General features: G+C 73.9%; 23 protein-coding genes and 1 pseudogene. 15 read left to right on the forward strand and 9 right to left on the reverse strand.

The features are described from left to right. Positions 1–10: 10 nt before the first annotated feature. Positions 11–1399, reverse strand: a complete 1389-nt coding sequence (nhaA, locus tag O0235_RS06600) for a Na+/H+ antiporter NhaA (RefSeq protein WP_270057746.1) — start codon at positions 1397–1399, stop codon at positions 11–13. Positions 1400–1510: 111 nt separating this feature from the next. Between nhaA and O0235_RS06605 the strand changes: the two genes are divergently transcribed. Together O0235_RS06605 and O0235_RS06610 are read left to right on the forward strand one after the other, a co-directional pair. Next, a complete protein-coding gene (locus O0235_RS06605; protein ID WP_270057747.1) occupies positions 1511–2905 on the forward strand; it encodes a glycosyltransferase family protein in 1395 nt (464 codons plus the stop codon). Further along, on the forward strand, positions 2902–4209 hold the full coding sequence (locus O0235_RS06610; RefSeq protein ID WP_270057748.1) for a glycosyltransferase family 4 protein: 1308 nt from the start codon (positions 2902–2904) through the stop codon (positions 4207–4209). The genes O0235_RS06605 and O0235_RS06610 overlap by 4 nt, the downstream gene beginning before the upstream one ends. A gap of 124 nt (positions 4210–4333) precedes the next feature. Here the strand turns inward: O0235_RS06610 and O0235_RS06615 are convergent, their stop codons facing one another. Both O0235_RS06615 and O0235_RS06620 read right to left on the reverse strand, forming a co-directional pair. Then, positions 4334–4960: a superoxide dismutase gene (locus O0235_RS06615; protein WP_270057749.1), complete on the reverse strand. Its 627-nt coding sequence runs from the start codon at positions 4958–4960 to the stop codon at positions 4334–4336. A 223-nt stretch (positions 4961–5183) separates the two neighbouring features. Then, a complete protein-coding gene (locus tag O0235_RS06620; protein WP_270057750.1) occupies positions 5184–7205 on the reverse strand; it encodes a methyl-accepting chemotaxis protein in 2022 nt (673 codons plus the stop codon). Positions 7206–7400: 195 nt separating this feature from the next. On the opposite strand from O0235_RS06620, the gene O0235_RS06625 reads away from it, so the two are divergent. The 3 genes from O0235_RS06625 to O0235_RS06635 are packed head-to-tail and all read left to right on the forward strand — an operon-like array spanning position 7401 to position 11877. After that, positions 7401–9749, forward strand: coding sequence for a heavy metal translocating P-type ATPase (locus tag O0235_RS06625; protein ID WP_270057751.1), 2349 nt, complete (start codon positions 7401–7403; stop codon positions 9747–9749). Positions 9750–9759: 10 nt separating this feature from the next. Next, positions 9760–10200, forward strand: a complete 441-nt coding sequence (locus tag O0235_RS06630) for a DUF6941 family protein (RefSeq protein WP_270057752.1) — start codon at positions 9760–9762, stop codon at positions 10198–10200. A 6-nt stretch (positions 10201–10206) separates the two neighbouring features. Then, positions 10207–11877, forward strand: a complete 1671-nt coding sequence (locus O0235_RS06635; protein ID WP_270057753.1) for a Na/Pi cotransporter family protein — start codon at positions 10207–10209, stop codon at positions 11875–11877. Between the two features lie 10 nt (positions 11878–11887). On the opposite strand, the gene O0235_RS06640 is transcribed toward O0235_RS06635, so the two are convergent. Then, on the reverse strand, positions 11888–14017 hold the full coding sequence (locus O0235_RS06640; protein WP_270057754.1) for a phosphoinositide-specific phospholipase C-related protein: 2130 nt from the start codon (positions 14015–14017) through the stop codon (positions 11888–11890). A 55-nt stretch (positions 14018–14072) separates the two neighbouring features. Next, on the reverse strand, positions 14073–14576 hold the full coding sequence (locus O0235_RS06645) for a hypothetical protein (protein WP_270057755.1): 504 nt from the start codon (positions 14574–14576) through the stop codon (positions 14073–14075). Between the two features lie 104 nt (positions 14577–14680). Between O0235_RS06645 and O0235_RS06650 the strand changes: the two genes are divergently transcribed. Continuing rightward, positions 14681–15052, forward strand: a complete 372-nt coding sequence (locus O0235_RS06650) for a hypothetical protein (protein WP_270057756.1) — start codon at positions 14681–14683, stop codon at positions 15050–15052. Position 15053: 1 nt separating this feature from the next. Here O0235_RS06650 and ruvA read toward each other — a convergent pair whose 3' ends face one another. Then, positions 15054–15713, reverse strand: a complete 660-nt coding sequence (ruvA, locus tag O0235_RS06655; RefSeq protein WP_270057757.1) for a Holliday junction branch migration protein RuvA — start codon at positions 15711–15713, stop codon at positions 15054–15056. Between the two features lie 57 nt (positions 15714–15770). Here ruvA and mutM point away from each other — a divergent pair, with 57 nt between their 5' ends. The 6 genes and pseudogenes from mutM to O0235_RS06680 all read left to right on the forward strand — a co-directional run bounded on the left by mutM (position 15771) and on the right by O0235_RS06680 (position 19981). Beyond that, positions 15771–16637: a bifunctional DNA-formamidopyrimidine glycosylase/DNA-(apurinic or apyrimidinic site) lyase gene (gene mutM / locus O0235_RS06660; protein WP_270057758.1), complete on the forward strand. Its 867-nt coding sequence runs from the start codon at positions 15771–15773 to the stop codon at positions 16635–16637. Beyond that, entirely contained in the window at positions 16627–17532 is a 906-nt protein-coding gene (locus O0235_RS06665; RefSeq protein WP_270057759.1) for a phosphotransferase, read from the forward strand. The genes mutM and O0235_RS06665 overlap by 11 nt, the downstream gene beginning before the upstream one ends. A gap of 39 nt (positions 17533–17571) precedes the next feature. Continuing rightward, the gene (locus O0235_RS06670) at positions 17572–18303 is read left to right on the forward strand and encodes a hypothetical protein (RefSeq protein WP_270057760.1); all 732 of its coding nucleotides are present in this window, start codon (positions 17572–17574) and stop codon (positions 18301–18303) included. Between the two features lie 46 nt (positions 18304–18349). Further along, complete coding sequence (locus O0235_RS06675; protein ID WP_270057761.1) at positions 18350–19135, forward strand: alpha/beta fold hydrolase; 786 nt, start codon at positions 18350–18352, stop codon at positions 19133–19135. A gap of 73 nt (positions 19136–19208) precedes the next feature. Next, positions 19209–19391 (forward strand): annotated as a pseudogene (locus O0235_RS15745) (methyltransferase family protein); the annotation flags it as partial. A 74-nt stretch (positions 19392–19465) separates the two neighbouring features. After that, positions 19466–19981 carry a methyltransferase gene (locus tag O0235_RS06680; protein ID WP_270057762.1) on the forward strand — a complete coding sequence of 172 codons (516 nt, stop codon included), beginning with the start codon at positions 19466–19468 and terminating at the stop codon, positions 19979–19981. Positions 19982–20514: 533 nt separating this feature from the next. Here the strand turns inward: O0235_RS06680 and O0235_RS06685 are convergent. Next, positions 20515–21318, reverse strand: a complete 804-nt coding sequence (locus O0235_RS06685) for an enoyl-CoA hydratase/isomerase family protein (protein WP_270057763.1) — start codon at positions 21316–21318, stop codon at positions 20515–20517. A gap of 68 nt (positions 21319–21386) precedes the next feature. Here O0235_RS06685 and O0235_RS06690 point away from each other — a divergent pair, with 68 nt between their 5' ends. The 3 genes from O0235_RS06690 to O0235_RS06700 all read left to right on the forward strand — a co-directional run bounded on the left by O0235_RS06690 (position 21387) and on the right by O0235_RS06700 (position 24255). Further along, positions 21387–21812, forward strand: coding sequence for a tyrosine-protein phosphatase (locus O0235_RS06690; protein WP_270057764.1), 426 nt, complete (start codon positions 21387–21389; stop codon positions 21810–21812). Between the two features lie 128 nt (positions 21813–21940). Next, positions 21941–23179: an ATP-binding protein gene (locus O0235_RS06695; RefSeq protein WP_270057765.1), complete on the forward strand. Its 1239-nt coding sequence runs from the start codon at positions 21941–21943 to the stop codon at positions 23177–23179. Between the two features lie 224 nt (positions 23180–23403). Then, the gene (locus O0235_RS06700) at positions 23404–24255 is read left to right on the forward strand and encodes a VOC family protein (protein ID WP_270057766.1); all 852 of its coding nucleotides are present in this window, start codon (positions 23404–23406) and stop codon (positions 24253–24255) included. 14 nt (positions 24256–24269) lie between these two features. Here O0235_RS06700 and O0235_RS06705 read toward each other — a convergent pair whose 3' ends face one another. Beyond that, on the reverse strand, positions 24270–25400 hold the full coding sequence (locus O0235_RS06705; protein WP_270057767.1) for an ABC transporter ATP-binding protein: 1131 nt from the start codon (positions 25398–25400) through the stop codon (positions 24270–24272). Then, the gene (locus tag O0235_RS06710; protein WP_270057768.1) at positions 25300–26895 is read right to left on the reverse strand and encodes an ABC transporter permease; all 1596 of its coding nucleotides are present in this window, start codon (positions 26893–26895) and stop codon (positions 25300–25302) included. Before O0235_RS06710 ends, O0235_RS06705 begins: the two co-directional genes overlap by 101 nt. Between the last annotated feature and the right edge of the window lie 9 nt (positions 26896–26904).

The raw sequence follows: 26904 nt of genomic DNA on the forward strand, positions 1-26904 counted from the left end.
ACGCTCGCGGTCAGTGGCCGGCGGCCCGGGCGCGCGCCGCCTCGAGGCCGGTATCGTGCGAGGCCGAGGGCGCAGCGAGCAGCAGGTAGAGCGAGCCGATCACACCTGCGATGAGCGAGGCGGCGAGGATGCCGATCTTCGCCTCGTCGAGGTGCGACGGGTCGTCGAAGCTGAGGCCGGCAATGAAGAGCGCCACCGTGAAGCCGATGCCGGCGATCATCCCGGCGCCGAGCACCTGCCGGAAGCCGGTGTTCGCCGGGAGCTGCGCGAGCCCGAGCCGGACGCACAGCCAGCTCGTGAGGAAGATGCCGATCGGCTTGCCGAAGACGAGGCCGAAGGCGACGCCGAGCGTCACCGGGCTGGAGGCGGCGTTGCGGAGCATCTCGCCCGTCACCGGCACGCCGGCGTTGGCGATCGCGAAGATGGGCACGATGAGGTACGCGGTCCACGGCGCGAGCCGGTGCTCCAGCCGGTCGAGCGGGCTCTCCATCCCGCTGGCGAGGTCCTCCATCTGGGCGAGCGCCTGCTGCATCCGCTCGTGGTCGCCGTCCGCGCGGGCGAGGGCGTACTCGGTGCGCAGGCGGTCCATCGCGGCGTCGAAATCCTCGTCCGTGTAGTACGGCCGGGAGGGGGTGAGCATCGCGAGGATGACCCCGGCGATCGTCGCGTGGATGCCGGACTTCAGCATCGCGGCCCAGAAGAGCACGCCGAGGAAGAAGTAGACGCCGATAGCGCGGACGCCGCCCCGGTTGAGGACGAACATGACGGTGAGCAGGAGGGCGGCCCAGCCGAGCGCCTCGAGCGAGAGCGACTCGGTGTAGAAGACGGCGATGACGATGATGCCGCCGAGGTCATCGGCGACGGCGAGGGCGAGGAGGAAGACCTTGAGCGGCGGCGGCACCCGCTTGCCGAGGAGGGTGAGGACGCCGACGGCGAAGGCGATGTCCGTCGCCATCGGGATGCCCCAGCCGTGGGCCGTCTCCGTGCCGGCGTTGAAGGCGGTGTAGATGAGCGCCGGGCCGAGCATGCCGCCGAGCGCGGCGGCGACGGGCAGGATCGCCCGGCGCGGGCTCGAGAGTTCGCCCGAGACCAGCTCGCGCTTGATTTCGAGGCCGACGACGAAGAAGAACAGCACCATCAGGCCGTCGTTCACCGCGTGGCCGAGGTGCTGGTGGATTTCGAACAGGTGGAGGTCGAGCGCGAGCTCCGTTTCCCAGAGGTCGTAGTAGCTCTGGTCCCAGGGGGAGTTCACCCAGGCGAGGGCGATGATGGCGCCGACGAGGAGGACGATGCCGCCAGACGCCTCGATAGCGGCAAAGCGCTGGGCAGGACGCACGAACCGCCGGACAACGAAACGGCGGCCATGGCCGCCGATGAGGGTATCGAGGGCGCGCAACACGTCGCCCGTAGCGTAGATCGGCGAAGCTTGCGGTCAATTGGGGCCGAACCGGTCCCGCATGGGCAGGCGCGCGCTTCCGCGTGGCAGGGGCGGGCCGTACCATCGGCGGCCATGGGGCCGCGCATCCTCATCCTCGCCCGGGGCTACCTCGGCAGCCACATGTCGGCGCCGGGCATCCGCGCCACCGCGCAGGCGCGCGTGCTCGCCGAGCACGTGCCCGGCGCGCAGGTCACCCTCGCCGGCCCGAACGAGGATGCCGAACAGCCGGCCGACGGCGCCTACCGGGTGACCCGCTGGAGCGCGCGGAACCTGCTCCAGCTGGCCGCATCGCACGACATCATCATCAGCTCGATGCTGCCGCCCCACATCGCCGTCTTCTACCCGTGGAAGCGGTACGTGGTGGACCTCTTCTCGCAGTACGCGATGGAGTGGATGGAGGTGGGGATGCAGCACTACGAGGGCCGCCATCGCGACGCCTGGGCCGAACGGACGCGGGCGGTGCTCGGCATGCAGCTCACGCTCGCCGACTTCATCCTCACCTGCAACGAACGGCAGCGCGACAGCTACATCGGCATGATGACGTCGCTCGGGCTCATTTCGCCGCGGGTGTACGAGGCCGACCCGACGCTCCGGCGGTACATCGATTCGGCGCCCCACGGCATCCGGCCGGAGCTCCCCGTGCCGGGAAAGCGGGTGCTGCGCGGCGTGCGGCCCGGCTTCGGCGAAACCGACCGCATCATCCTCTGGAACGGCGGCATCATCCAGTGGTACGACCCGGCGACGCTCATCGAGGCGCTCCGGCTGCTCGGCCGGGACGATATCAAGCTGCTCTTTCTCGGCGCCGCCTACCCGGGCATCAAGGAGCTCGGCAAGGGCGTCCGCTTCCAGGATGCGAAGGCGATCGCGGCGCGCAACGGCCAGCTCAACCGGACGATCTTCTTCGAAGAGGGCTGGGTCTCCCACGAAGAGGCGAAGCAGTACGTGCTCGAGGCCGACATCTCCGCCTGCACCTACTTCGACAACATGGAGACGCGCTACAGCCACCGCACCCGGTTCGTCGACCTGATCTGGGGCGAGCTGCCGTTCATCTGCACGCACGGCGACGTGCTGGCGGAGGAGGTGGCGCAGGAGGGCTGGGGGCTCGTGGTGCCGGAGGGCGACGCGCCGGCGCTGGCGCGCGCCATCGAGAAGCTGCTGGATGACCGGGAGTTCCACGCCCGCTGCAAGGCGAACCTCGCCGCCGCCCGGCCGCGGCTCCAGTGGAGCGCCACGATGCAGCCGCTCATCCGCTTCTGCCGGGAGGAGGGCGAGCCGGTTTCGCCGAAGTGGGAGCGGGTGCCCGGGCTGGCGCAGCGGCTCGCTGTCTACACCGCCCGGCGGGCCGTGTTCAACCGGTACGACGCGGCGCTGAAGCGGCGCTCCGAGCGGCGCGAGGCCGCCGAGAAGAAGGAGCGCCTGCGGCAGGAGCGGCTGGCGCGGCTCGGCGCCGGGAGCGCGGCGAAGTGAGAATCCTCGTCCTTTCGCGGGCTGTGATCGGGCCGCAGATGGCCTCGCCCGGGGTGCGGGCGTACCAGCTCGCCGGCGCGCTCGGCCGCGCCCTGCCCGGCGCCGAGATCACGCTCGCGGTGCCGGGCGACCGGGGCGAGGTCGCGCCCCCCGCCCGCAACGTCGGCATCCGGCGGTATTACAGCAACAGCGAGGCGCTCTTCCTCGCCCGCCAGCATGACGTGACCGTCTCGCGGAACTTCCCGCCCCAGTTCGTCCAGCTGATGGGGAAGACGCGGCTCGCGCTCGACGCCTTCACCCCGCTCTTCATCGAATGGATGGAGCTTTCGCAGCGCGACATCCTGCCGAAGTGGCGGCGGACGTGGATGGCCTCGAACCGCTGGTACCTGAACATGCAGCTCACGCTGGCGGACTTCATCTTCTGCGCGGACGACCGCCAGCGCGACCTCTGGATCGGGATGATGATGGCGCTCGACCTCGTGCCGCCGTCGGTCTACGCGCGCGACCCGTCGCTGCGGCGGTACATCGACGTGGTGCCCTACGGCGTGCCGCAGCAGCCGCTCCGGCCGGCGGGGCCGGCGCTCAAAGGCGTGATGCCGGGCATCGCACCCGCCGACCGGGCGCTCCTCTGGAACGGCGGCATCACGGAATGGAACGACACGGAGACGCTGCTGCGGGCGATGGCCCGGCTCGGCGGCCGCCGGCCGGAGGTGAAGCTCGTCTTCATGGGCATCAACCACCCGGATTTCGCCTTCGGCCCGAACGCGGGCGTCACCCGGCGGACGATCGAGCTGGCGGAAGAGCTCGGGCTCAAGGACCGGACGGTCTTCTTCCTCGAAGGCTGGGTGCCCTACGCCGAAATCGACAGCTACCTCGCGGAGGCGGACGCCAGCGTCTGCCTCGGCTACGAAAACCTCGAAGCGCGGTTCGCCTTCCGGACGCGGTACGTCGACCTCTTCCGGGCGCGGGTGCCGCTGGTCTGCACGCGCGGCGATGTGCTGGCGGAGCGGGTGGAGCGGGAGCCGCTCGGCATCACGGTGCCGGAGCGGGACGCCGACGCGGTGGCGGCCGGCATCGAGCGGCTGCTGGATGACGCTGCCTTCCGCGAAACCTGCCGCGCGAACCTCGCCCGCATCGGCGCGGAACTCTCGTGGGATGCGGCGGTGCAGCCGCTGGCCGACTTCTGCGCGCGGCGGGAGAGCGTCGCGCTGCCGGCGCGGCAGCGGCAGCTGCGGGCCGCTTTCCGGGGCGGCGTCTACGTCGCGCTCAAGAAGGCCTGCAAGAGCCCGCCGCTCCACCTGTAGCCCGGGAGCGGCTTCGCCGGGGGCCGGGCCGCCCGCACCGGCCCGCGGCCGCGCGGGGAGGGAACGCGGTTGGAGGGGAGCGCCGCGCTCCGCAGGCCCCGCGCCCGCACGCGCGGCGGTTCGGTCAGGGGGCGCGGACGATCGGCACGCGGGCAGCGCGGGCCTCCGCGTACCGCTTCGCCACGTCCTCCCAGTTGATGATGTTCCAGACGGCCTTCACGAAATCCGCGCGGGCGTTCCGGTACTGCAGGTAGTAGGCGTGCTCCCAGGCATCGATCACGAGGATCGGCGTCGAGGCGTTGGCGATGTTCGACTGGTGGTCGTAGACCTGTTCGATGACGAGGCGGTCGGAGACGGGTTCATAGGCGAGCACGCCCCAGCCGGAGCCCTGCACGCTGTTCGTGGTGTTCGACAGCTGTTTCATGAAGGCGTCGAAGCTGCCGAAATCCCGGTCGATCGCCTGGCGCAGCTCGCCCGCCGGCTCGTCGCCGCCGTGCGGGCTCAGGTTGTTCCAGAAAATCGAATGCAGGATATGGCCGGAGAGGTGGAAGGCGAGGTTCTTCGCCAGCATGTTGACGGTCGAGAAGTCTTCCTTCGCGCGGGCCTCTTCGAGCTTCTCGAGGGTGGCGTTCGCCCCGGCCACGTAGGCGGCGTGGTGGCGGGCATGGTGGAGCTCCATGATTTCGCCGCTGATGTGGGGCTGCAGCGCGCCGTAGTCGTAGGCCAGGTCGGGAAGGGTATACGTCGGCAAGGCCGGTGCCTCCTTCGCAGGGTTCGGCCTGCCCGCCGCCGGGCACTCGCACCAGCCCAGGAGGACCGACGACGGCGGCGGGCGGGCACCCGTAGTCTGGCCCCTTCCGCAGTTATTTGCAACTGCATTTCTTTGCATCAAGCCGCCGGCGGCCGCGCACGCTGCAGCCGGGGGGAGCGCGGCGTCCGCTCCCCCCGGCCTCCTCCGCCCCGCTGCCGCGGGCTCAGCCCTGCGCCAGGCGGAAGCGGGCCGCTGCCTCGCTGAGGGCCTTGGCGTACTCCCGCATCTGGGAGGCCGTCGCCGCCAGCTCCTCGGACTGCGCCGAGAGCTCCTCCGTGGAAGCCGAGACCTGCTCGGCCGAGGCGGAGGTCTGCTCCGAAGTGACGGAGACCTGCGAGATGACCATCGCCACCCGCTCGGTGCCGCTCGCCATCTCGGCGGCGCCGGCGGCCGAATCGCGGCTCACCTGCGCGATCGATTCCGTGGCTTCGACGATGCGCGTGGCGCCGCGGGCGAGCTCCTGCACTTCGCCGGCCACCTCGTTCATCCGCTCGGCGGCGGACTGGACGGCCTGGATGATCGCCTCGAGCGACTGGCCGGCGTGCTGGGTGATTTCGCGGCCGGCGGTCACGTCGCGCACCCCTTCGGCCATGGCGTTGACGGCCTCCCGGGTGCCCTGCTGGACGCGGGCGATGAGCTCGGCGATTTCGCGGGTGCTGGCGCTCGAGCGCTCGGCCAGGCCGCGCACGTTCTCGGCGACGACGGCGAAGCCGCGGCCCTGCTCGCCGGCGCGGGCGGCTTCGATGGCGGCATTGAGCGCGAGCAGGTTCGTCTGCGAGGCGATTTCGTCGATGACCTTCACGATGTCGCCGATCTGCTGGCCGAGCTGGCCGAGTTCGCTCACCCGCTCGGAGGCGCGGCCGACGGCCGCAGCAATCGACTCCATCGCGGCGACGGCCTGCGCGACCGCCTGCTGGCCCTGGACGGCGGCCTCCCGGCTCGCCTCGGCGGCGCGGGCCACTTCGGCCGAGACTTCCGAGGCGTGCGCGATCCGCTGGCCCATCGCCTCAGCTTCGCGCTGGCCCTCGGCCGCCGACTGCGCGCTCGATTGCGCGCTCGCGCTCAGCTGCTGCGAGCCGGCCGCCAGCTGGGTGACCTCGTGCGTGCTGTCCTGCGCGAGGGTGTTGAGCGTGACGGTGGAGGTGGTCACTTCGTTGATCGCCTGCGCGATCTGGCCGGTGGCGAGGGCCATCTGGTTCGAGGACTCCTCGAGCTGGCTCGAGGCGGCGAAGATCGCCTGCGCGTTCTCCTGCACGGTGCCCACGAGCTTCGCGAGGTTCTCGACCATATCGCGCAGGGCGCGGCCGAGCGCGTCCTGGTACCCGCGCGGCGTCACCTGCACGGCGAGGTTGCCGTTGGCGACCTCCTTCGCGACGCCGACCATCTCGCGCAGGTAGGCGGTCATGTTCTCGAACGAGCGGGCCATCTGGCCGAGTTCATCCTTCGAATGGATGTCGACCGAGACCTCGACATCGCCCTTGGCGATGCGGTCGGCGGCATCGGCCGCCTTCCGGGCGGCCCCGGCGATGGAGCGGGCGAGCCACCACGCGCCGCCGAAGCCGAGCACCACGGCCGCGACGGTCAGGCCGATGAGCAGCATCCGCGCATTCGCGGCCGCCGTATCCGACTGCTTCGCGGCCTTTTGCGACTGCTCCGCGTTGTAGCGCGCGAGGAGGTCCAGGTTGTCGTTCAGCCGCTGGGCATCGGCCTCGATCTGCGAGGCGGTGATGACGGCGCCGACCTGGTCGCCCTTCGCCGCCTGGTCGAGCACCTGCGTCCGGCCGGCGACGACCCGCTGGGCGAGCTCTTCGATGAGCAGGAAGAGGTCGGCCTCATCCTTCGAGCTGATCGTCGGCCGGTAGTTCTCCAGCTCCTGCTGGGCCTTCGCGAGGAAATCGCGCGAGGCATCGATGGCCCGGTTGCGCTGGCCGGCCTCGGCAGCGAGGAGCGCCTTCTTCTCGTCGCGCGCGCTGGCGTTGAGGTAGCGGATCGCCTGGAGCGAGTACTGCACGCCGAGCGTGTTGATGGCATACATGCGGTCGGCGCGCTGCGCGGCCTGCTCGAGCTGGTAGATGCCCACGCCGGCGACAACCGCCATGAGGGCGAGGACGACGACGAACCCGCCGAGGATTTTGTGGACCAGGCGGAGATTGGAGACGGCCTGCGGGACCCGCACGAAACCCATAGCTGGTGACCTCCCATCGCCGGCGCTCGGGGCGCCGTTCACGCTGTGTTCATCATCGTTTGCGGAGTTCGACGGGCCCGCCGGGAGGATCACCTACGGGGCCGGCAGGTTGCCACTAAGGGGACGGCCGCGGCCCACCACTAAGCAGCTGCTCAGCCCCGGCGGCCGCCGGGACGCCGGGGTAGACTGGCGGCCATGCGCGTTCCCCGGCTGCAGGCGGCTGCCATCCGCGAAGCGCGGCTGCCCGCCGCGACCGTCGCCGGCACCGCCATCGGGCTGGCGCTCTTCGCTGCGGGCTACGGCAGGGCGGCGGATGCGGCCTGGGCGGCGACCGCGCTCGGCGGGCTGGTGCCGGCCCTCCGCGGGATGGTCGAGGCGCTCCGCGCCCGCCGCGCTGGCGTCGACGTGGTCGCAGTGCTCGCTATCGCCGGGGCGATTGCGCTGGGCGAAACGCTGGCTGCCGCCGTCATCGGCGTGATGCTTGCGACCGGGCAGGCGCTCGAGGCGTACGCGGCCGGCCGGGCGGAGCGGGAGCTCACCGGGCTGCTCGCCCGGGCCCCGCGGACGGCGCGCCGCATTGCGGGCGGCGCCGTCGAAGTCATCCCGGCGGAGGCGGTCCAGGCCGGCGACCTCCTCCTCATCGCGACCGGCGATACCGTGCCGGTCGACGGCACGCTGCTCGAGGACCAGGCGCTGCTCGATGAATCGGCGCTGACGGGCGAGAGCCGGCTGGCCGAGGCGCGGCCGGGCCAGCGGATTGCCTCAGGCGCGGTGAACGCCGGCGCGCCCTTCCGGCTGCGGGCGCTGGCGACAGCGGGCGAGAGCACCTACGCGGGCATCATCCGGCTGGTGGAGGCCGCACGGGCATCGCGCTCGCCGATGACGCGGCTGGCCGACCGGTACGCCGGGCTCTTCGTGCCGGTCGTGCTCCTCACGGCGGGCGGAGCCTGGGCGTGGAGCGGCGACCCGGTGCGGGCGCTCGCCGTGCTCGTGGTGGCAACGCCGTGCCCGCTCATCCTCGCCGCGCCGATCGCCATCGTTGGCGGCATTTCGCGGGCCGCCGGGCGCGGCGTCGTCATCAAAGGCGGCGGCGCGCTCGAGACGCTGTCCCGCGTCCGCGTCGTCTTCTTCGACAAGACGGGGACGCTGACCGCCGGGACGCCGCGGCTGGAGCGGGTGCTGGCGGCGTGGGGCGGGCTCGACCCGGCCGAAGCGCTGCGGCTGGCGGCCAGCCTCGCCCAGGTCTCCGGCCACATCATGTCGGAGGCGCTGGTGCGGGCGGCTGCCGAGCGGGGCATCGCGCTTTCGCTCCCGGGCGAGGTCCGCGAAGAGCCGGGGATGGGCCTCGAAGGCGAGGTCGACGGGCGGCGGCTGCGGCTCGGCCGGCTGCCGTGGGTGTGCGCGCGGGAGCCCTCGCCGGCGGCGCTCCGGCTGCAGCGGCGGGCGCTCCGCTACGGCGGTTCGGCCACGTTCCTTGGAGTCGATGGCGAGCTTGCGGCCGCCTTCGCGCTGGAGGATCCGGTCCGGCCGGAATCGGGCCGGGTGGTGCGCATGCTCCGCCGGCTCGGCATCGGCGAAACGGTGATGCTCACGGGTGACCACCCGGGCCTCGCCGAGATGGTCGGCGCCTCGCTCGGCATCGACCGGGTGCTGGCGGGGCTGACGCCGCCGGAGAAAGTCGAGCACGTCGCGGCGCGGGCCGGCGCGCCCGCGCTCATGGTCGGCGACGGCATCAATGACGCGCCGGCGCTGGCTGCGGCGGATGTCGGGGTGGCGATGGGCGCGCGTGGCGCGGCGGCGGCGGCCGAGGCGGCCGACGGCGTCATCATGGTCGACCGGCTGGACCGGCTGGTGGAGGCGATGCTGGTGGCGCGATCGGCCCGGCGGATCGCCGTCGAGAGCATCGTCCTCGGCATGGGGCTGTCGTTCCTCGCGATGGGCTTCGCGGCGGCCGGCCGCATCCCGCCGGTGGCGGGAGCGCTGCTGCAGGAGGGGATCGACGTCGCGGCGATCCTGAACGCGCTCCGGGTGCTCCGCTGGCAGCCGCCGCGGCCCGGGGCGGGCATCCCGCCGGCCGTCCTCCAGTCGCTGCTCGAAGGCCACCGCGAGCTGGGTGCGCTCGCCGACGAGCTCCGCAGCTTCGCGGCCGAGCTCGATGCGCTGCCGCCGGCCGAGCTGGCGGCCCGCGCGAAGGCGGCCGCTGCGCGCGTCCGCGCGATGGTCGTGCCCCACGAGCAGCAGGAAGAGCGCGACGTCTACCCGGCGCTGGCTGCCCGGCTGCCGGGGCCGGACCCGCTCGCTGCACACAGCCGGACGCAGGCGGAGCTGTTCCGCGTGCTCCGCAGCTTCGAACGGCTGGCGGCGGACCTCGAGCCGGGCGGCGAGGCGCTCGACCCGGAAGACGTCGCCGACCTGCGCCAGCAGCTCATCGGGCTCGCCACGCTGCTCCGGCTCAACCTCGCGCAGGAGGAAGACCTCGCCGCCCTGCTCGGCATGGAGCGGGCTGCGGCCCCGGCCCCGGCGGCCGCCGGGACGCCGGGGTAGACTGGCGGCCATGGAGATTGAGTACGCGCTCCTCGCCGACCACGCCGAAGTGATCAACGGCAAGCTCTACCTGATGGGCGGCGGCTGGGACCTGCGGCAGGCCCCCGCCGCGCCCGCCCGCGCCCAGTTCGCCGTCGCCATCGGCGTCCGCGTGGCGTGGGACGAGACGAACGTGCCGATCGCGCTCCAGCTGCGGCTGGAGGACGACGACGGCGCAGCGGTGTTCCAGCTCGACGGGCAGCTGCAGGTCGGGCGGCCGCCGCACGTGCCCGCCGGTTCGAGCCAGCTCATCCAGGCGGCCGTCGCGCTGAACGCCGAACTGCCGGCCTTCGGCGGCTACCGGGCCGCCGTCCGCGCCGCGATGGCGGGCGGCCGGGAGGATGCGCGGGCGCTGCCGTTCCGGCTGGTGCCGGCCCCGCCCGGCGCGGCGCCGGGGCCTGCCGCGGGGTAGCGGCCGGTGGTCCTTGAAGTCCTCGGCGGCGTCGGCATCTTCCTCGTCGGGATGCTGCTGCTCACGGAAGGACTGAAGACGGCCGCGGGCAGCGCCCTCCGCGAGCTGCTGAAGCGGTTCACCGGGAACCGCTTCACCGCGGTCGCCTCCGGTGCGGCCGTCACCGCCCTCGTGCAGTCCTCGAGCGCCACGACTCTCATGACGATCGGGTTCGTGAGCGCCGGCCTGCTCAGCTTCCAGGGGGCCGTCGGCGTCATCTTCGGCGCGAACCTCGGCACGACGTCCACCGGCTGGATCGTCTCGACCATCGGCCTGAAGGTGCGCGTGGCGGAGTGGACGATGCCGTTCATCGGCCTCGGGGCGCTCGCCTGGCTGCTGTTCGACGGGCGGCGGGCCGCCGCCGGGATGGCCCTCGCCGGCTTCGGCCTCATCTTCGTCGGCATCGGCACGCTGCAGGACGGGATGGCGGGCCTCGCGGAGCGGATCGATCCCGGGAGCTTCGGCGGCGCGTCGCTCGGCGGCCGGCTCCTCCTCGTCGGCGTCGGCATCGTGATGACCGTCGTGATGCAGTCCTCCTCGGCGGCGATGGCCACGACGCTGGCGGCGGTCGATGCCGGCGCGGTGACGCTGGAGGAGGCGGCGGCGCTGGCGATTGGCCAGAACGTGGGGACCACGGTGAAAGCGGGCCTCGCGGCGATCGGGGCGACGACGGCGGCGAAGCGGACGGCGGTGGCGCACGTGCTGTTCAACGCCATTACGGGCGCGGTGGCATTCGCGGCGCTGCCGGCGTTCGTCGAACTCTCCGCCGACGCTGCGGACGACGGCGACCCGGCGGTGGCGCTGGCGGCCTTCCACACGTTCTTCAACCTCGCCGGCGTGCTGCTCCTGCTGCCGGTCATCGGGCCGTTCTCGCGGCTGGTGGCGCGGCTCGTGCCGGAGCGCGGCCCGCAGCTGCTGGCGGACCTCGATGCCGCCGTCGCCGAGGTGCCGGACGTCGGCCTCGATGCGGCCCGGCGGGCGGCGGGGCGCATCGGCGGGGCGCTGCTCGAGGCGGCAGCGGGCCTCGCCGAGGGGAAGCCCGCGCCGCACGCGGCCGAGGCAGCGGCAGCGATCGAGCCGCTTACCCGCTTCGTCGAGCGGATCGAACCCGGCGACCCGGCCGCCCGGCAGCGGTACGTCGCCCTGCTCCACGCCGTGGACCACCTCCACCGGCTGGCGATGCTGGCGGAACATCCGCCGGCCGTGCCGGCAGCGCAGGCGTTCCGGCGGCGGGGGCCGCGGTTCGCAGCGGCCGCGCGGGCGCTCGCGGGCGCGCTCGCGGACCCGGAAGCGCTGCGGCAGGCGCTGCCCGCGGCCGAGGCCGAGGCTGCCGCCTATGCCCGCTGGCGGGAGGAGCGGCGCCGGGAGCTGATCGAACGGGCCGCCGAGCGCCGGGAGCCGAACGTCGCCGATGCGCTGGCGGGCGAACTCCGGGGGCTGCGCCGCTGGTTCAGCCGGCCCCGGCCGGCGGAGGAGGGCGCGCCGGCGCCCCCCGCGCCCCGGCCCCCGCTCGTCGAGCGGCTCGATGCGATGCTCTGGATGGCCCGGGTGCTCTTCCACGGCTGGCGGCTGGGCGCCCACCTCGAAGCGGCGGCGACTGGCGAACGGGCCGCGCCGGCGCCCGCGGAGCCCGGCTGAGCGGCAGCCGCTACTGGCGCGGCCCGCGCCGGTTGAACTCCTCCACCACCGGGATGAGGTCGCCGATTTCGGAGAAGTTCACCGAGATGATGTTCGGCATCATCCCGCGCTCCTGCCAGCAGCGTTCGAGCCGGCTGCGCAGCACCTCCGCGCTGTTCGCCGGGAGGGCGTCGCGGGTCGACGGTGGGAAGCGCGAGACCCAGTGGTTCACGAGGAAGAGCGGGCTGTCGGGCCGGCCCCGGAACGGCTCGCAGCTGAACTCCTCGGCCGAGCGGAAGAGGAACGGGGTGTCCTGCATCCAGGTGAAGGCGTCGTGGTACCAGGGCGGCGCCGGCGCATCCTTCACGTTCTCCGAGAAGACCAGCAGCCGGCGGTCCGTTTCGATGAGCTCCCGCAGCGTCGGCAGCGGCTGGCCCCATTCGAGCACGGCGACGTAATCGATGAGGCCGGTGCGCGTCATCGCTTTTTCGACGTCGAAGGGGTCCACGTAATCCTGCAGGACGAGGATGACGACTTCGCCGGGGTTCTGGCGGAGGAAAGCGCGGAGGTCGCGCATGACGCCCTCGAAGGGGGTGGCGCCGAGTTCGCAGTAGCCGTGGCAGAGGTAGAGCCCCGGCTTCGCGCCGGGCGGGATGGGGCCGATGGTGTCGGCGAGGCGGCTGGCGGCCTCCAGGGCCTGCGGCCCCCAGTAGGGCTCCAGCTTCTCGATGACGAGCGTCGGGTCGGTGCGGACGCCGCGGCCGGTGGGGTAGCCGTAGTAGACGTCGATGAGCAGGGCGCGGATACCGTCGCGCAGCTGCCGGTCGATGGGGTGGAGGTGCTCGGCGAGGAACCAGCCGGGGGATTCGGCCGCGCCCATGGAGTTGTGGGTCGAGGGGAAGAGCACCTGGTCGAGCCGGCGGTCGCAGAGCTCTTCGAGGCCGTTGCAGCCGTCGTAGCGGACGAGGTCGGCAGACGAGGGCGCGCGGAGGGCATCGCGGTTGAGCCAGAAGAGGCCCGCGACGGCGAGCCCGGCGACCGCGAGCGTGCCGCCGGCGAAGACCGCCGGGATGGCGGCCTCGCGGCGCGCGGCGCGGGGGGCATCGCGGCGGGCGGCTTCGCGCGCGAGGCCGAGCGTGCGCAGCAGTTCGACGCCGGCGAGGTAGGCCAGCGCGATGCCGGCCGCCCGCGCGAGCAGCATCCCGGTGCTCGCGGGCGAGAGGAAGAGCAGGATGCCGGCCGCCACGCCGAGGCCGGAGAGCGCGACCCGGCCGAGCCGCTGCTCCCAGCGGGCGGCGAACCAGCGGCCGACGGCCGCGGCCTGCTCGCGGGCGGAGGCGTTCGCCACGAGGCTCGAGGCGACCGAGGCGATGACGACGCCCGCGGTGGCCTGGAGCCACATCCACGAGCGGAGTTCGCGGCTGTAGGCGAGCCACGTCTCCCGCGCGGCTTCGCGGGCGACCCGCGAGCCGGGCACCCGCGTCTCCAGCAGCTCGGCGACGATGGCGATGCCGAGCCAGGTCAGCAGCGCGCCGCCGACGAGGCCGATGCCGAAGGCGGTGGACGCCGCCCGGAAGGAGCCGCCGACGAGGCCGCTCGCGACGAAGCAGGCGGCGGCCGCCGCGAGCACCACCCAGGTGAGCGCCCGCAGCTGGCGGTCGACCTCCATCAGCCGGGTGGCGGCGCCCCGGCTGGCGACTTCGATGGTGCCGAGGTTCGGCCCGCCGGGCAGCCGGTCGGCCAGCTCGGGGTCGTAGGCGCGGAGACCGGCCTGCGCGAGCGTGGAGATATCCGAGATGTTGAGGACGAAGCTCTGGCGGTCGCTCGAGAAGATGGCGCGGTGGAGGTCGCGCGCCGCCGCTTCGAGGATGCGCTCGAACGGCCGGCTCGTCAGCGCCGTATCGACGACCGTCTCGAGCAGCGGCCGCGCCGCGAGGAGGTCCGGCTGCTGGTCGATCGCCTGGTCGACCACGACGCGGCGCACTTCGCCGCGGACCGTGTCGTTCTCCATCAGCGAGACGGCGGTCGCCGCGAACCGGTCCTCGTCGTACAGGACATCGGCGAGCCAGAGGCGGATGACGCCGAGGGTGACGAGCAGCGCGGCGGCGACGCCCAGCAGGGTCGATGCGGCGGCGCGGGAGAGACGGACGAGCGTCGGCATAGCGTCGTGCCGCGGGATTCTGGCGGATGAACGGGGTTCGAGCTAGCGGGCGCGGCTACTCGCTGACCATGAACGCCCAGCCGACCACCTGCTTCGTCGGCGCGTTCGGGTTGAGCGGGTCCTGCACGGCGAGGGCGGCCTCGTGCTTGCCGGGCTGGAGGCCCTCCGGCGGGGCGTAGCAGACGCGCCCGTTCTGGGGCTGCTCGCGGGTGGGGATGACCCACGTGAGCTTGTCGGTAACTTCGACGCCGTCGACCGCCATGCGGAACCACTGGCCGTACTGGGGCGTGCCGTCGAAGCTGACCTCGGCGCAGATGCCGCCGGGCCGGGAGGGGTCGGGGGAGCGGGTGGAGGCCTGCGTCACCGTGCTCGCGTGCTCGGGATAGACCTTCAGGATGTTGCCGCCCAGCTTCGGCGGCGGGCCGAACTGCCCGTAATCGGGCGTCGGCGTCGGGGTCGGCACGGGGTCGGGACCGTCGCCGCAGGCCGCGCCCGCGAGCAGGAGCGCCGGCAGCGCGGCGGCGAGGAGGAAGCGGCGGGGAGAGACGGGCAGGCGCATCGCTCCCGAAGGTAGCAAAGGCCGCCGCACCGGGGAATGTGCCAGCTTGCCCTTGGCTTTCCGGGCCGCCCCGCGGCACCGTCGGGCGGAGACCACACCCTGAGGTGACGACGATGGACCCGGAGGAGCTGCAGGCGCAGGACGCGCTGCTCGAACTGGAGGAGCTGCGCGCGCAGCTGGCGGAGCGGGACGAGGCGCTGGCCGCCGCCCGCGAGGCGCACGCCCGCGCTATCGCGCGGCTGCGGGAGGCGCTCGCCGCCGCCGAGCCGGCGCTCGACCCCGCCCTGCTGAGCGGCGACACGGTCGAAGCGCTGGAGGCCAGCTACGCGGCGGCGAAGGAGACGCTCGCGCGCATCCGCGAGGCGGTCCGGCGGGAGGCCGCGGCCGCCGTCCCCGCGGGGGTCGCGCTCCGGCAGCAGGGCCGCGGCGCGATGTCGGCCATCGAAAAGATCCGCGCAGGGCTGGCCGGGCGGTAGCTCAGCGCGCGTCGAGCCGGCGGAGGACGGCCACGAGCATCGCATCGAGCGAATCGAGCGAGGGGTCCTCGGCGGCGGCGGCTTCGACCCATTTGCGGGCCTCGGCGCGGGAGTAGCCGAGGCCCGCGATCGCTTCGACGGCGTCGGCGATGAGGCGCCGCTCCTCGAAGGCGGCCGTCTCGACCGGCCGTTCGACGCCGCCATCCTGCAGCGCGGCCTCGGCGACGACCTTGCCGCGGAGCGTGGCGATGATCTTGTCGGCCGAGCGGGGGCCGATGCCGGGCAGCCGGGCGAGGGTGGCGCGGTCCTCCTGTTCGATGGCGCGGGCGATGGTCGAGACGGAGACGTTCATCGCTTTGACGGCCTTCGCCGGGCCGATGCCTTCGACGGTCGTGAACTTCCGGAAGAAGTCGCGCTCTGCCCGGCGGAGGAAGCCGACGAGGACGGGCAGCGGGTTGTTCGCGTTCACGTGGTAGAAGATGTGGAGGCCGAGTTCGGGGCCTTCGCCGGCGGAGAGGTCGGCCTCGCCCGCCAGCTCCGCCAGCTCGGGCCAGAGCACGATCGGGACGAGGATTTCGAACCGGATGCCGTGGACGTCGAGCTCGACGAGCGGGCCGGCGAGGTCCATCCGCGCGAGCCGGCCCCGGAGGTGGGTGATCATCGCCGCCGAGTATGCCACGGGTGGCGCGTGGCCGGCCGCCGGTTCGACAATCGAGACGTGCCCGAGCTGCCGGAAGTCGAAACCATCCGCCGCGACCTCGCCCCGCTCGTCGCCGGCCGCACCATCACGGGCGTCGAGGTGGACCCGGGGACGCTGCCGCTGCTCGCGGGCGCGCCGATCGAGACGCTCCGCGCGAACCTCGTCGGGCGGACCATCCGCTCGCTCGGCCGCCGGGGGAAGTACCTTCTCTTCGAACTCGACGACGGGCGCTGGTTCGCCGCCCACCTGCGGATGACGGGGCGGCTGGTGTGGCGCGAGCGGGGCGCGCCGCCGGAGCCGTACGAACGGGCCGTCATCCAGCTCGATGACGGGCACGACCTGCGCTGGAGCGACCTGCGGAAGTTCGGCACGTGGCGCCTCCACGCCTCCGCGGAGGAAGTCACCGCGAAGCTCGGGCCGGAGCCGATCGACGCCGGGCTGACGGAGGCGCAGTTCCGCCGGGTGCTCGAAGGGCGGCGCGCGCCGGTGAAGGCCGTCCTGCTGGACCAGCGGCGGTTCGCCGGGCTCGGCAACATTTATGTCGATGAAGCGCTCTACGCCGCCGGCGTCCGGCCGGATACGCCGGCGGGCGACCTTTCGCGCGCGGCGATGGGGCGGCTCTACCGCGCCTGCCGCGAGGTGCTGGAGCGGGGCATCGCCCACCGCGGCGCCAGCTTCCGCGACTACGTCGACGGGCAGGGGAACGAAGGCCAGCAGCACATGTTCGTGCAGGTGTTCCGGCGGACGGGGAAGCCGTGCTACGTCTGCGGGACGCCGATCGCGCGGAGCATCGTCGGCGGCCGGGCGACGCACTACTGCCCGCGCTGCCAGCGGCCGGCGCGGCGGCCCCGCCGGGCGGGGGAGGGGGCGCGCCGTGCTGGCTGACCCGGCCGATGTGGCGCGGGCGCTCGGGCTGCCGCCCGGCAGCGAACCGGCCTTCGAACCGCTCGGCGATGCGCCCGGCGCGCCCGAGCGGTGGAGCGGCGGCGGGCGGGCGGTCATCGTCCGCCGGCCGGTCACGGCCGAGGCGGCGCAGAACCACGCCGCCGTCTTCGAGGCGCTGGCGAACGCGGGGTTCGCCGCGATGCCGCGGCTGCTCGGCTTCTCCGGCCTCGCCACCATCGAGGAGGAGGTCCCGGGCCTCACCGCGCTGCAGGTCGAACCGCCGCCGGGGGCGGCGGAGGCGGCCGTCGCCGCGCTCGCCGCGCTCCACGCGCTGCCGCTGCGGGAGGGGCTCGACTGGGAGAAGGCGCCGGCCGGGGTGCTGCCCGAGTGCCCGCCGCCGCTCTACCGGCTGGGCTTCGCGGCGGCGGAGCGGGAGGCCGCCGCGCCGCACTTCGCCGCCGCCCGCGAAGCGCTCCTCGCCGGGCCGTTCGGCTTCGCTCACCGCGCCGCGACGGCCGCGAACGTCCTCCTCGCGCCGGGGAAGGCGTGGCTCGTGAACTTCGCCGCGGCCGGCTTCGGCCACCAGCTGTTCGACCTCGCCGCCTTCCTGCTCACCAGCGGGCTCGGGGCGCCGGCGCGGCGCGCGCTCGCCATGGCGTATGCCCGGCTGCGGGGCTTCGACCCGGCCGCGACGGCGGACCTCGCCGACCTCGCCGGCCTCACCTGGGGCACCGACGAGCTGCTCTGGCTGCCGCGCCGGCAGGTGGAGGCGCTCGGCGATGACGCCGCGCTCGCCGCGCTCAACCTCGCCGCGGTCCGCATCGAGCAGGGGATGCGCGCGCCGGCCGGGGATTCGCCCATCGCGGCAGCGATCCGGGGCGCGCTCTGGGGCTGACGGCTCCGGCGGGCCGGCCCGCCTGCCGATGATCGCGGTGTGGTTCGGAAGCTGCCCTGGGTGGTGCTCGCCCTGCTCTTCCTCAGCACGGCGCGCTGCTACACCGCCGACCTCGCCGCCGGGGTCGGCGCCGTGCCCTTCGTCGGGCCGATGCTCGTGCCGCCGCCGGCGACGCCCGCCTACATCGCAGCGATGGGGACGCCCGCGCCGGCCGAACCGGTGGAGCCGGACTTCGCCGCCTGGTTCCCGGCCGAGGGCGGCTGGCAGGCGGTGAAGCCGGCCGACTGGCAGGCGATGCTCATCGCGGCCGCGGCGGCGGGCACCCCGGAGGGCTGGAAGGCGCTCTGCGCGAAGGCCGCCGCCGCCGCGGGCGCAGACCGGGCCGCCGCACCGCTCCCCGGGGCGCTCGCCTGCAGCGCCGACCCGTCGGTGACGGCCGCACAGCGCATCGCCCTCCAGCTGTTCGACCTCCGCGCGGCGGTCGGCGCCTGGCTGGCGGGCGCGCCGAACGGCTCCATCGGCGCCATCCAGGCGCGGCAGGCTGCGCTCCGGCTGCTCTGCGCCACGGCGGCGCCGGGGAAGCTCGACGCGGCGGCGGCCGACGCCTGCGCGAAGGGGCTCGATGCCGGCTACCTCGCCGGCAAGGGCGCGGAGACGATGGCGGCGGTCGAAGCCGCCTACGCAGCCTACGCGGCGGCGCTGGCGCAGGCCGACCCGCAGACGGCAGCCGAGCCGGCGGTCTTCGCGGCCGGGGACGCAGCGGCTCCCTGAGCCGGGTAGAATGGCGGCCCCGCCGACCGCGCCCGAGGTGCCGCCCATGCCCGAGTTCGCCCGACCCACCGTGACGCTCCACTACCGCGACGACGGCGCGGGGCCGCCGCTCGTCTTCCTCCACGGCTGGTGCGACAGCTCGGCCACATGGGAGGCGCTGCTGCCGCGCTTCGCCGGCGAGTTCCGCTGCATCGCGCCCGACATGCGCGGCCACGGCGGCTCCGGGCGGCCGTTCGACCACGCCTATTTCCCGGAGGCGCTGGCGAACGACGTCGCGGCCCTGTGCGGCGCGCTCGGCATCGAGCGGCCCGTGCTCATCGGCCACAGCTTCGGGGGCTTCCTCGCGGCCTTCATCGCGGCGCGGATGCCCGGCTTCGCGCGCGGCGTCGCCGTCATCGACCAGCCGCTGGCGCTGGGCGCGTTCGCAGCCCAGATGCAGGCGATTGCGCCGGTCATCCGCGCGCCGGAGACGCACCTGGCGTTCCGGCAGCAGCTGTTCGGCTCGATGTTCGGCGGGCTGGCAGGGCCGGCGCGGGAGGGCGTGGAGGCGCGGAGCGCTGCGACGCCGCCAGAGGTGGCGCTCGGGCTCTGGGCGCCGCTGTTCGAATTCAGCGACGACGAGATGGCGGCGCTCGGCGGCCGGCTGCTGGCCGCCCTCGAACGCCAGCCTTCGCTCGTCATCGAAGCGATGGACCACCCCGGCTACCCGGAGCTGCTCGCGCAGGCGGCGCCCGCGGCGCGGGTGGTGCGCATCCCGGCAGGGCACTGGGTGCACCTGGAGCGGCCGGCGGAGACGGAAGCCGCGCTGCGCAGCCTGCTGGCGGGGGTGTGACGTGGCCGGGCGGGAGCGCGGCGCCGCGGGCTGGCTCGAACGGACGCTCGCCGCGCCGGCACTCGTCCAGGCGATGGCCGTCGCCGCCCGGCTCGGCATCTTCGACCTCGTCCGCGACCAGCCCAAATCGGCGCTCCTGCTGGCGAGCGCGGCCGGGGTGCACCCGGAGGCGCTGACCCGGCTGCTGCGCGCGCTGGCCGCCGAGGGCGTGCTCGACGTCGGCGAGGACGGCCGCTTCGGCGCGACGCCCGTGGCCGACCTCCTCTGCCGCCAGGCGCCGGGCGATTACCTGGAGCGGCTGCTCGCGCTGGCGAACCGGGAGTGGGAGGCGTGGGGCGGGCTGCTGCAGGCGGTGGAGACCGGCCGGCCGGCGGCCCCGCGGGCCGGCGGCGAGGGTTCGCGCCGCCGCCGGGCGCGGCCGACGCGCTCCGCCGGGCCGCGGGCGAGGTCCCGGGCCCGGGGTGCATCGTCGGCAGCCCGGCCGCGCGGGCGTGGCTGGAGCGGGCGCGGCGGGCCCCGTCGCCGGGCGTGCCGCTCGCGGCCGGCGGCGGGCTCAGCTGCCTCGGCGAGGCGGAAGCCGCGGCCGAGGTCGCGGCGGCGCACGCTGCCCTGCCGCCGGGCGGCCGGCTGCTCCTGCTCGAACCGGTGCTGCCAGCCGACCCGCGGGCGGCGCCGGGGCTGGCGCTGCGCGACCTCGAGCTGCTGGCGCTGGGGCGCGGCCGCCTGCGCGGGCTGGAGGAGTGGCGGAAGCTCTTCGAACGCGCGGGCCTGCGCTTCGACGGCGCAGCGCCGGTGAAGGGAACCGCGGGGTGGATGGTGCTGACGGCGAGCCGGGGGCTGGTGTAGGGGCGGGCCGCGGGGGGATGCCGCCTGCCGGCGGGGCGGGATGGCTCGCCGCCTGCCGGCGGCGGCGCCGCGGGATGCCGGCGCTCCGCGCCGGCGCTGGAGGCGGGAGGTGGGAGGTTGAAGGTTGGAGGTTGGAGGTTGGAGGTTGGGGCCGGGGACGGACGTCTCTCACGGCTCCCGGTTCCCGGCTCCCGCCTCCCGGTTCACGCGGCATCCGTTGGGCGCATGGCGCCCCGCGGGGACGGAGCCCCGCGGCTACGGTTGGAGGTCGGAGGTTGAAGGTTGGAGGTCGGAGGTTGCCGCACCCGCGGGCGGCCGGGGGCTCTCTCCCTTTCTCCCCTTCTCCCTTTCTCCCCTTCTCCCCTTCTCCCTTCTCCCTTCTCCCTCCTCCCTTTCCTCATGATTCCCCGGCGCGAAGCGCCGCCCGCGCGGCCGGGGCGCGGCCGCATCCCCCGGCGGTGCCGCCACAGGCGGCGAGCCATCCCCCGCCGCCGGGGGGCGGCATCCCGCGCCGCCGGGAGGCGGCCCTCCCCCTAGCCCCAGCGGGGCGGCCGCTTCTCCTGGATGGCGCGGGCGCCCTCGGCCGGGGCCGCCGAGAAGAAGCCGAGCATTTCGAGCGCGAGGGAGTAATCGAACGCCGTGATGCCGCCGAGCCGGAGCCACTGGTTGAGCGCCTTCTTCGTGAACCGGAGCGCATGCTGCGGGCCGTCCGCGAGCTGCCGGGCGATGCGCATCGCCTCCGGCATCAGCTGCTCGCGCGGCACGCAGCGGCTCACCAGCCCGATCCGCTCTGCTTCGCGCCCGTCGATGAAATCGCAGGTGAGCAGGTAGTACTTCGCCTTCGCCATCCCGCAGAGGAGCGGCCAGATGATGGCGGCGTGGTCGCCGGCGGCGACCCCGAGCCGGGCGTGGCCGTCGGTCAGCCGCGCCTCCTCGGCGATGATCGAGATATCCGCCATGAGGGCGACGGCCAGCCCTGCGCCGACGGCGACGCCGTTGATGGCGGAGATGATGACCTTCTCGCAGTTCACCATTTCGTAGACGATCGCCTCCGCCTCCTTCATTACGCGGACGACGGCTTCGAACCGCTCCTCGGCGGGGAGCGCGGCCCGGGCTTCGATATCGCCGAGGTCGCCGCCGGCGGAGAAGGCGCGGTCGCCCGCGCCGGTGACGACGATGACGCGCACCGCCGGGTCGGCGTCGAGGTCGCGCCAGACGCGGGTCAGCTCGGCGTGGAGGACGTCGTTCGTGGCGTTGTAGACCTCCGGGCGGTCGAGGGTGACGAGGGCGATGCCGTCGGCAGTCGCGATGCGGAGGTGCTGGTACTCGGCGGCCATGGGGCACTCCTGCGAAAGGACATTCGGGCCCGCACCGTGAGCGGGCCGCGGGCTAGACTACTGGAAAGATGCCGAACTGGGTGATCGAAGGGCTGATTGCGACGAGCCCGCGGCCGGGCTATGCGCCGGGGCCGGAGCTTACGGTGCGCGACGAGGCGGTGGACCGGTGGATTGCGGAGGCGCGGCAGTTCGGCATCCGGTCGATCATGTGCCTCATCGGGAACGACCAGCTCTGGCTCTACCGGAAGGCGGCGCCGGAAGGGCTGCTGGAGCGGTACCGGCGGAGCGGGTTCGAAGTCTTCCACCTGCCGACGCTGGACCAGCTGACGCACCCGTACCGGCCGGAGGAGTACGAACGGGCGTGGCGGGCGTTCCTCGAGCTGCCGAAGCCGGTGCTGGTGCACTGCAGCGCGGGGATGGACCGGACGGGCCGCGTGGTGCGGTACATCCTGGAGCAGCTGGAGCGGGAGGACGGCGCCGCGGCTGCGCGCTGAGCGCACGAAATTTCGCCATCCGGTGGTGAATTTTTCGCCACCGGGGCGCCCGCGCGGCGCTCCCGGGGGAGGGCGCGGCAGCGCCGAACATGGTGCAAATTTCACCATCCAACGGTAGCATTTCCACCATGTACCGGCGGAACATCGAGCCGCTCGTGCTGGAGGCGCTGGCCGACACCCGGGCCGTCTACCTGGCCGGCGCCCGCCAGTGCGGCAAATCCACCCTCGCCCGCGCCATCGCCGAGCGCACCGGCCGGCGCTACCTCACCCTCGACGACCCGCTGACGCTCGACCTCGCCCGGGCCGACCCGGCGGGGCTCGCTGCCAGCGCGGCCCGCCAGCCGCTGGTCATCGATGAAGCGCAGCGGCTCCCGGAGCTCCTGCTCGCAGTCAAGCGGGCGGTCGACGACGACCCGGCGCCGGGCCGCTTCCTCCTGACCGGCTCGGCGAACTTCCTCGCCCTGCCGCAGGTGGCGGATTCGCTCGCCGGCCGGGTGGAGATCATCGAACTCCACACCCTCAGCCAGGGCGAGCTGCGCGGCCGCCGGGAGGGCTTCCTCGATGCGCTCCTGGAGGGCAGCCCCGCCGCCGGCCTCGGACCTTCGGAGCTCGGCCGGGCCGACTACCTCCGGCTCGCCGAGGCCGGCGGCTACCCGGAAGCGGTCGGCCGACAGCTGCCCGCGCGGCGGCGGCGCTGGTTCGCCTCGTACCTCGACACCATCATCCGGCGCGACTTGCGGGACATCGCCGCCATCGAGCACGTCGCCGCCGTCCCGGCGCTCCTGCGGCTGATCGCCGGCCGGGTCGGCAGCACGGCGAACGTGGCCGGCCTCGCGCAGGACCTCCAGCTGCCGCACTCGACGGTGACCCGCTACCTGCGCCACCTGGAGACGCTCTACCTTCTGGCGCCGCTGCCCGCCTGGTCGACGAACTTCGCCGCCCGGCTGACGAAAAGCCCGAAGCTGTACCTCGCGGACCCGGGCCTCTCGGCCGCGCTCGCCGGCACCGGCGCGGCGATGGCGGAGCGGGTCCCGGAGGCGGCAGGCCAGCTGCTCGAGGCGTTCGCCGTCGCCGAAGTGCGGAAGCAGGCGACCTGGAGCGAGACCGCGCCGACGGTCAGCTACCTGCGGACGTACGCCGGCCTCGAGGTCGACCTCGTGCTGGAGGCGCCGGACGGCCGGGTGGCGGCGCTGGAGGTGAAGGCAGCCGCGCGGCCGGAGCGGCGGGACTTCCGCGGCCTCGCGGCGCTCCGCGACGAGCTGGGCAGCCGGTTCATCGCGGGCGCCGTGCTCTCGCCTCACCCGGAGCCGCTCCCCGCGGGCGACCGGCTCTGGGCGCTGCCGCTCGATGCGCTCTGGCGCGCCTGAGCCGCCGCCCCGCGCCCGGACCCACGGCCCCAGCGACGCCGAACTGTGCTCAAAATTTCGCCACAATGTGAGGAATGTTCACGCGTTCGGCGTCCATCTCCCGCCCTTTCCCTTTTTCTTCCCTCTCTCCCTCTCTCCCCTTCTCCCTCTCTCCCCTCCTCCCTCCTCCCTCCCGCCCCTCCCGGTATGATGAGGCCCCACCACCTTCCATCCCGGAGCGCCATTTGCTGCCCATCACCCGCGTCGACCACATCTCCATGGCCGCGTCCGACTGGCGGGCCCAGTCGGCGAAGCTCGAGCGGCTGCTCGGCTTCAAATTCCTGCATCACTGGGAGGCCGGCCCGAACCAGGACTTCGACGGCTGCGTCTCGCAGGTGCGGGGCACCGGCATCGAGTTCGAAGTCATCTCGCCGGCCCGGCCGGATTCGTTCGTGCAGAAGTTCCTCGACCAGAACGGGCCGGGGCTCCACCACATCACGGTCGAAGTGAAAGACATCCACGCGGCGGCGAAGGAGCTGGAGCGGCTCGGCATCACCCCCTTCGGCGGCATCCAGGACGACGGCGCCTGGTACGTCACCTACATCCACCCGAAGGACAGCGGCGGCATCCTCTGGCAGCTGTTCGTCGCCCACCGGCCGCCGCCGGAGGCCGACCGGAACGCGGGCGGCGGAATCGTCGACCTGCAGCGGGTCGACCACGTCTCGATGGCCGTGCCGGACCTGGCGAAGCAGGTGGCCTGGCAGGAGCGGGTCTTCGGCATGCAGCTGCTCTCAGAGTGGGAGGACGAGCACCTCGGCTACCGGGGCGCGGTCATGTCCATCCCGGGGAGTAAGCTGCAGTTCGAGATGATCGCGCCGACGCGGGAGGACAGCTTCGTGCAGAAGTTCATCGCGACGCGTCGGCCGGGGATGCACCACATCTGCTGCGAGGTCGCCTCGGTGGACCGCGCGGCCGAGGCGCTGCGGGCAGAGGGGATCGAGCCGTGGGGCGGCATCATCGAGAACGACTGGAAGCGGCACACGTTCATCCACCCGCGGGATTCGGGCGGGGTGCTCTTCCAGCTGTTCGAGGAGTAGGGGCGGGCGACGCCCTACTCCGACCGCGGGAAGGGCACGGCCGGCACCGCCACGGTGACGCCGACGACGTCGCCGGGGTCGGCGAGCTCGCTCGAGGCGGCGGTCATCCGCAGGAGCTGGCCGCCCACCGCGAGGTCGAGCCGCGTGACGGCGCCTTCGAACCGCCGCGCGCAGACCTGCGCCGGGGTGCCGCCGTGCCGCAGCCGGAGCCACTCCGGCCGGATGAGCAGGTCACACGGGCCGCGGAACGGGCGCGCCAGCGGCAGCTGCCCCAGCGGACTTTCGGCCGCCGCGCCGAACGCCTCGCCGGGCACGAACTGGACGTCGCCGCCGTAGGAGGCGGCCGTGCGCGTCGCCGGTTCGAAGTAGAGCGCCCGGGGCGTGGCCACTTCGATGATTTCGCCGCCGTCCATCACCGCCACCCGGTCGGCGATCGCCATCGCGTCGGCGCGGTCGTGGGTCACGAGCAGGGCGGTCATCCCCTCGGCACGGAGGATGGCGGCGACTTCGTCGCGCATCTGCACGCGGAGGCCGGCGTCGAGGTTCGAAAACGGCTCATCGAGGAGGAGGACGCGCGGCCGCGGGGCGAGCGAGCGGAGGAGGGCGACCCGTTGCTGCTGCCCGCCGGAGAGCTGGTGGGGGTAGCGGCCTTCGAGCCCTTCGAGGTGGGCCATGCGGAGGAGCGACTCCACCCGGCCGCGCTCGCCGCGGGAGAGCCCGTAGCCGATGTTGCCGGCGACCGTCTGGTTCGGGAAGAGGGCGTACTCCTGGAAGACGAGGCCGACGGAGCGGCGGTGCGCCGGCACGTGGTGCAGCGGACTTTCGATCAGCTCGCCGGCGAGGCGGATTTCGCCGCCGGTCACCCGTTCGAAGCCGGCGACGGCGCGCAACAGCGTCGTCTTGCCGCTGCCGCTGCGGCCGAGGAGGGCGACGAGTTCGCCCGGCGCGAGGACGAGCGTCGCCCCGCGGACGGCGCGGAAGCGGCCGTAGTGGACGTCGACGGCGTCGATGCGGAGGGCCTCCGCGGCCGGGCGGGGGGCAGGTTCAGGATTCGAGGGTCGCAGGGTCGCCTCTCCAGGCCAGCACCACGAGGGGGATGAGCGCGAGCCCGACGAGGACGAGCGCGGGCAGCGCTGCACCAGCATACAGGGCATCGGAGGTTCGGCCCCAGACGAGCCCGGGCAGCGTCTCGAAGCCGGGCGGCGAAAGCAGGAGCGTGGCCGGCAGCTCTTTGATGACGGTGAGGAAGACGAGCGCCGCGGCGGCGGCCATCCCCGGGCGCGCCAGCGGGATGGTGACCGTGGCCAGCACGCGGAGCGGCGGCCGGCCGAGCGAGGTGCCCGCCTCCTCCAGCCGCGGCGGCAGGCGGAGGAGGTTCGCCCGGAGCGCCGAGAGCGCATTCGGCACGAACAGGACGAGGTAGGCGAACAGCAGCATCCACACCGTCTGGTAGAGCGGCTGGGCGTAGCGGATGCCGAAGAAGACGAGCGACAGCGCGACGACGAGCCCGGGGAGGGCGTGCGTGAGGTAGGCGGTTTGCTCGAGGGCCGCCGCGCCGGGGCCGCCGTAGCGCGCGGCGAGGATGGCGAGCGGCAGCGCCAGCACCACCGTCAGCCCGGCCGCCGCGAGGGCGAGCAGCAGCGAGTGGCGGGCCGCCTCGCCGATAGCGGGGAAGTGGGCGCCGACCTGCAGGCCGCGCACCAGCCAGTAGCCGAGCACCCCGAGCGGGAGCGCCAGCGAGGCGAGCACCACGAGCCCGAGGAAGGCGAACGCCGGCCACTGCCAGCGGCCGAGCGGCACCGGGCGGGGCGGCGCCGAGCGGCGGGACACGCGGCCGCCGGCCCGCCGCCGGACCGCAATCTCGGCAGCGAGGATGACGGCGGCCACCGCGACGAGCACGCACGCGAGGATCGCCGCCCGCGTCCGGTCGAAGCTGGACTGGTATTCGATGAAGATGTCGCGCGTGAAGGTGGAGTAATTGAGCGTGGAAACGCCGCCGAAGTCGCTGAGGACGTAGAGGACGACGAGGAGGAGGCCGGCGGCGATCGCGGGGACGAGCCCCGGCAGCACGACCCGGAAGAAGGTGGGCCACGGCGCGACCCCGAGCGAGCGCGAGGCTTCCTCCTCGGCGGAGCTGGCGGCCGCGAGCGCGCCACGGAGCACGAGGTAGACGTAGGGGAAGCTGGTCGCCGTGAGCGTGAAGGCCGCGCCCCAGAGGCCGTAAATCTCCGGCAGCCGCTCGACCCCGAACGGCTCCAGCCAGCCCTGCAGCATCCCCTTCGGCCCGAGGAACTCGACCACGGTCATGCCCATCACGTAGGAGGGGATGGCGAGCGGGGCGGCCATCAGCACCGACCAGGCGCGCCGCCCGGGCAGGTCCGTCCGCGTCGTCAGCCAGGCTGCCGGCAGCGCGACCAGGATGCAGGCGGCGGCGACGACGAGGGAGAGCTGGAGCGAGCGCGCGAGCAGCGGCCAGGCGGCGTCGCGCAGCACCGCCTCCCACGGCGCCCAGCCCCGCTCGGTGCTCCGGCGGAGGAGGTACCACGCCGGCACGAGCGTCGCGAGCACGACGGCGAGCCCCGGCGGCCAGAGGGCCAGCGGGGCTCGCTGCGCGCTGCGGCGGCCGGGCAGGAAGGCCACCGCGGCGCC

Origin of the sequence: Tepidiforma flava, from assembly GCF_027594505.1 — a bacterium.
Classification (GTDB): domain Bacteria; phylum Chloroflexota; class Dehalococcoidia; order Tepidiformales; family Tepidiformaceae; genus Tepidiforma; species Tepidiforma flava.

Coding starts and splice junctions, on each gene's coding strand:
- O0235_RS06605 (WP_270057747.1), top strand. CDS start 1,511: ATGGGGCCGCGCATCCTCATCCTCGCCCGGGGCTACCTCGGCAGCCAC.
- O0235_RS06620 (WP_270057750.1), bottom strand. CDS start 7,205: ATGGGTTTCGTGCGGGTCCCGCAGGCCGTCTCCAATCTCCGCCTGGTC.
- O0235_RS06625 (WP_270057751.1), top strand. CDS start 7,401: ATGCGCGTTCCCCGGCTGCAGGCGGCTGCCATCCGCGAAGCGCGGCTG.
- O0235_RS06630 (WP_270057752.1), top strand. CDS start 9,760: ATGGAGATTGAGTACGCGCTCCTCGCCGACCACGCCGAAGTGATCAAC.
- O0235_RS06640 (WP_270057754.1), bottom strand. CDS start 14,017: ATGCCGACGCTCGTCCGTCTCTCCCGCGCCGCCGCATCGACCCTGCTG.
- O0235_RS06645 (WP_270057755.1), bottom strand. CDS start 14,576: ATGCGCCTGCCCGTCTCTCCCCGCCGCTTCCTCCTCGCCGCCGCGCTG.
- ruvA (WP_270057757.1), bottom strand. CDS start 15,713: ATGATCACCCACCTCCGGGGCCGGCTCGCGCGGATGGACCTCGCCGGC.
- O0235_RS06675 (WP_270057761.1), top strand. CDS start 18,350: ATGCCCGAGTTCGCCCGACCCACCGTGACGCTCCACTACCGCGACGAC.
- O0235_RS06685 (WP_270057763.1), bottom strand. CDS start 21,318: ATGGCCGCCGAGTACCAGCACCTCCGCATCGCGACTGCCGACGGCATC.
- O0235_RS06690 (WP_270057764.1), top strand. CDS start 21,387: ATGCCGAACTGGGTGATCGAAGGGCTGATTGCGACGAGCCCGCGGCCG.
- O0235_RS06695 (WP_270057765.1), top strand. CDS start 21,941: ATGTACCGGCGGAACATCGAGCCGCTCGTGCTGGAGGCGCTGGCCGAC.
- O0235_RS06705 (WP_270057767.1), bottom strand. CDS start 25,400: ATGCTGGTGCAGCGCTGCCCGCGCTCGTCCTCGTCGGGCTCGCGCTCA.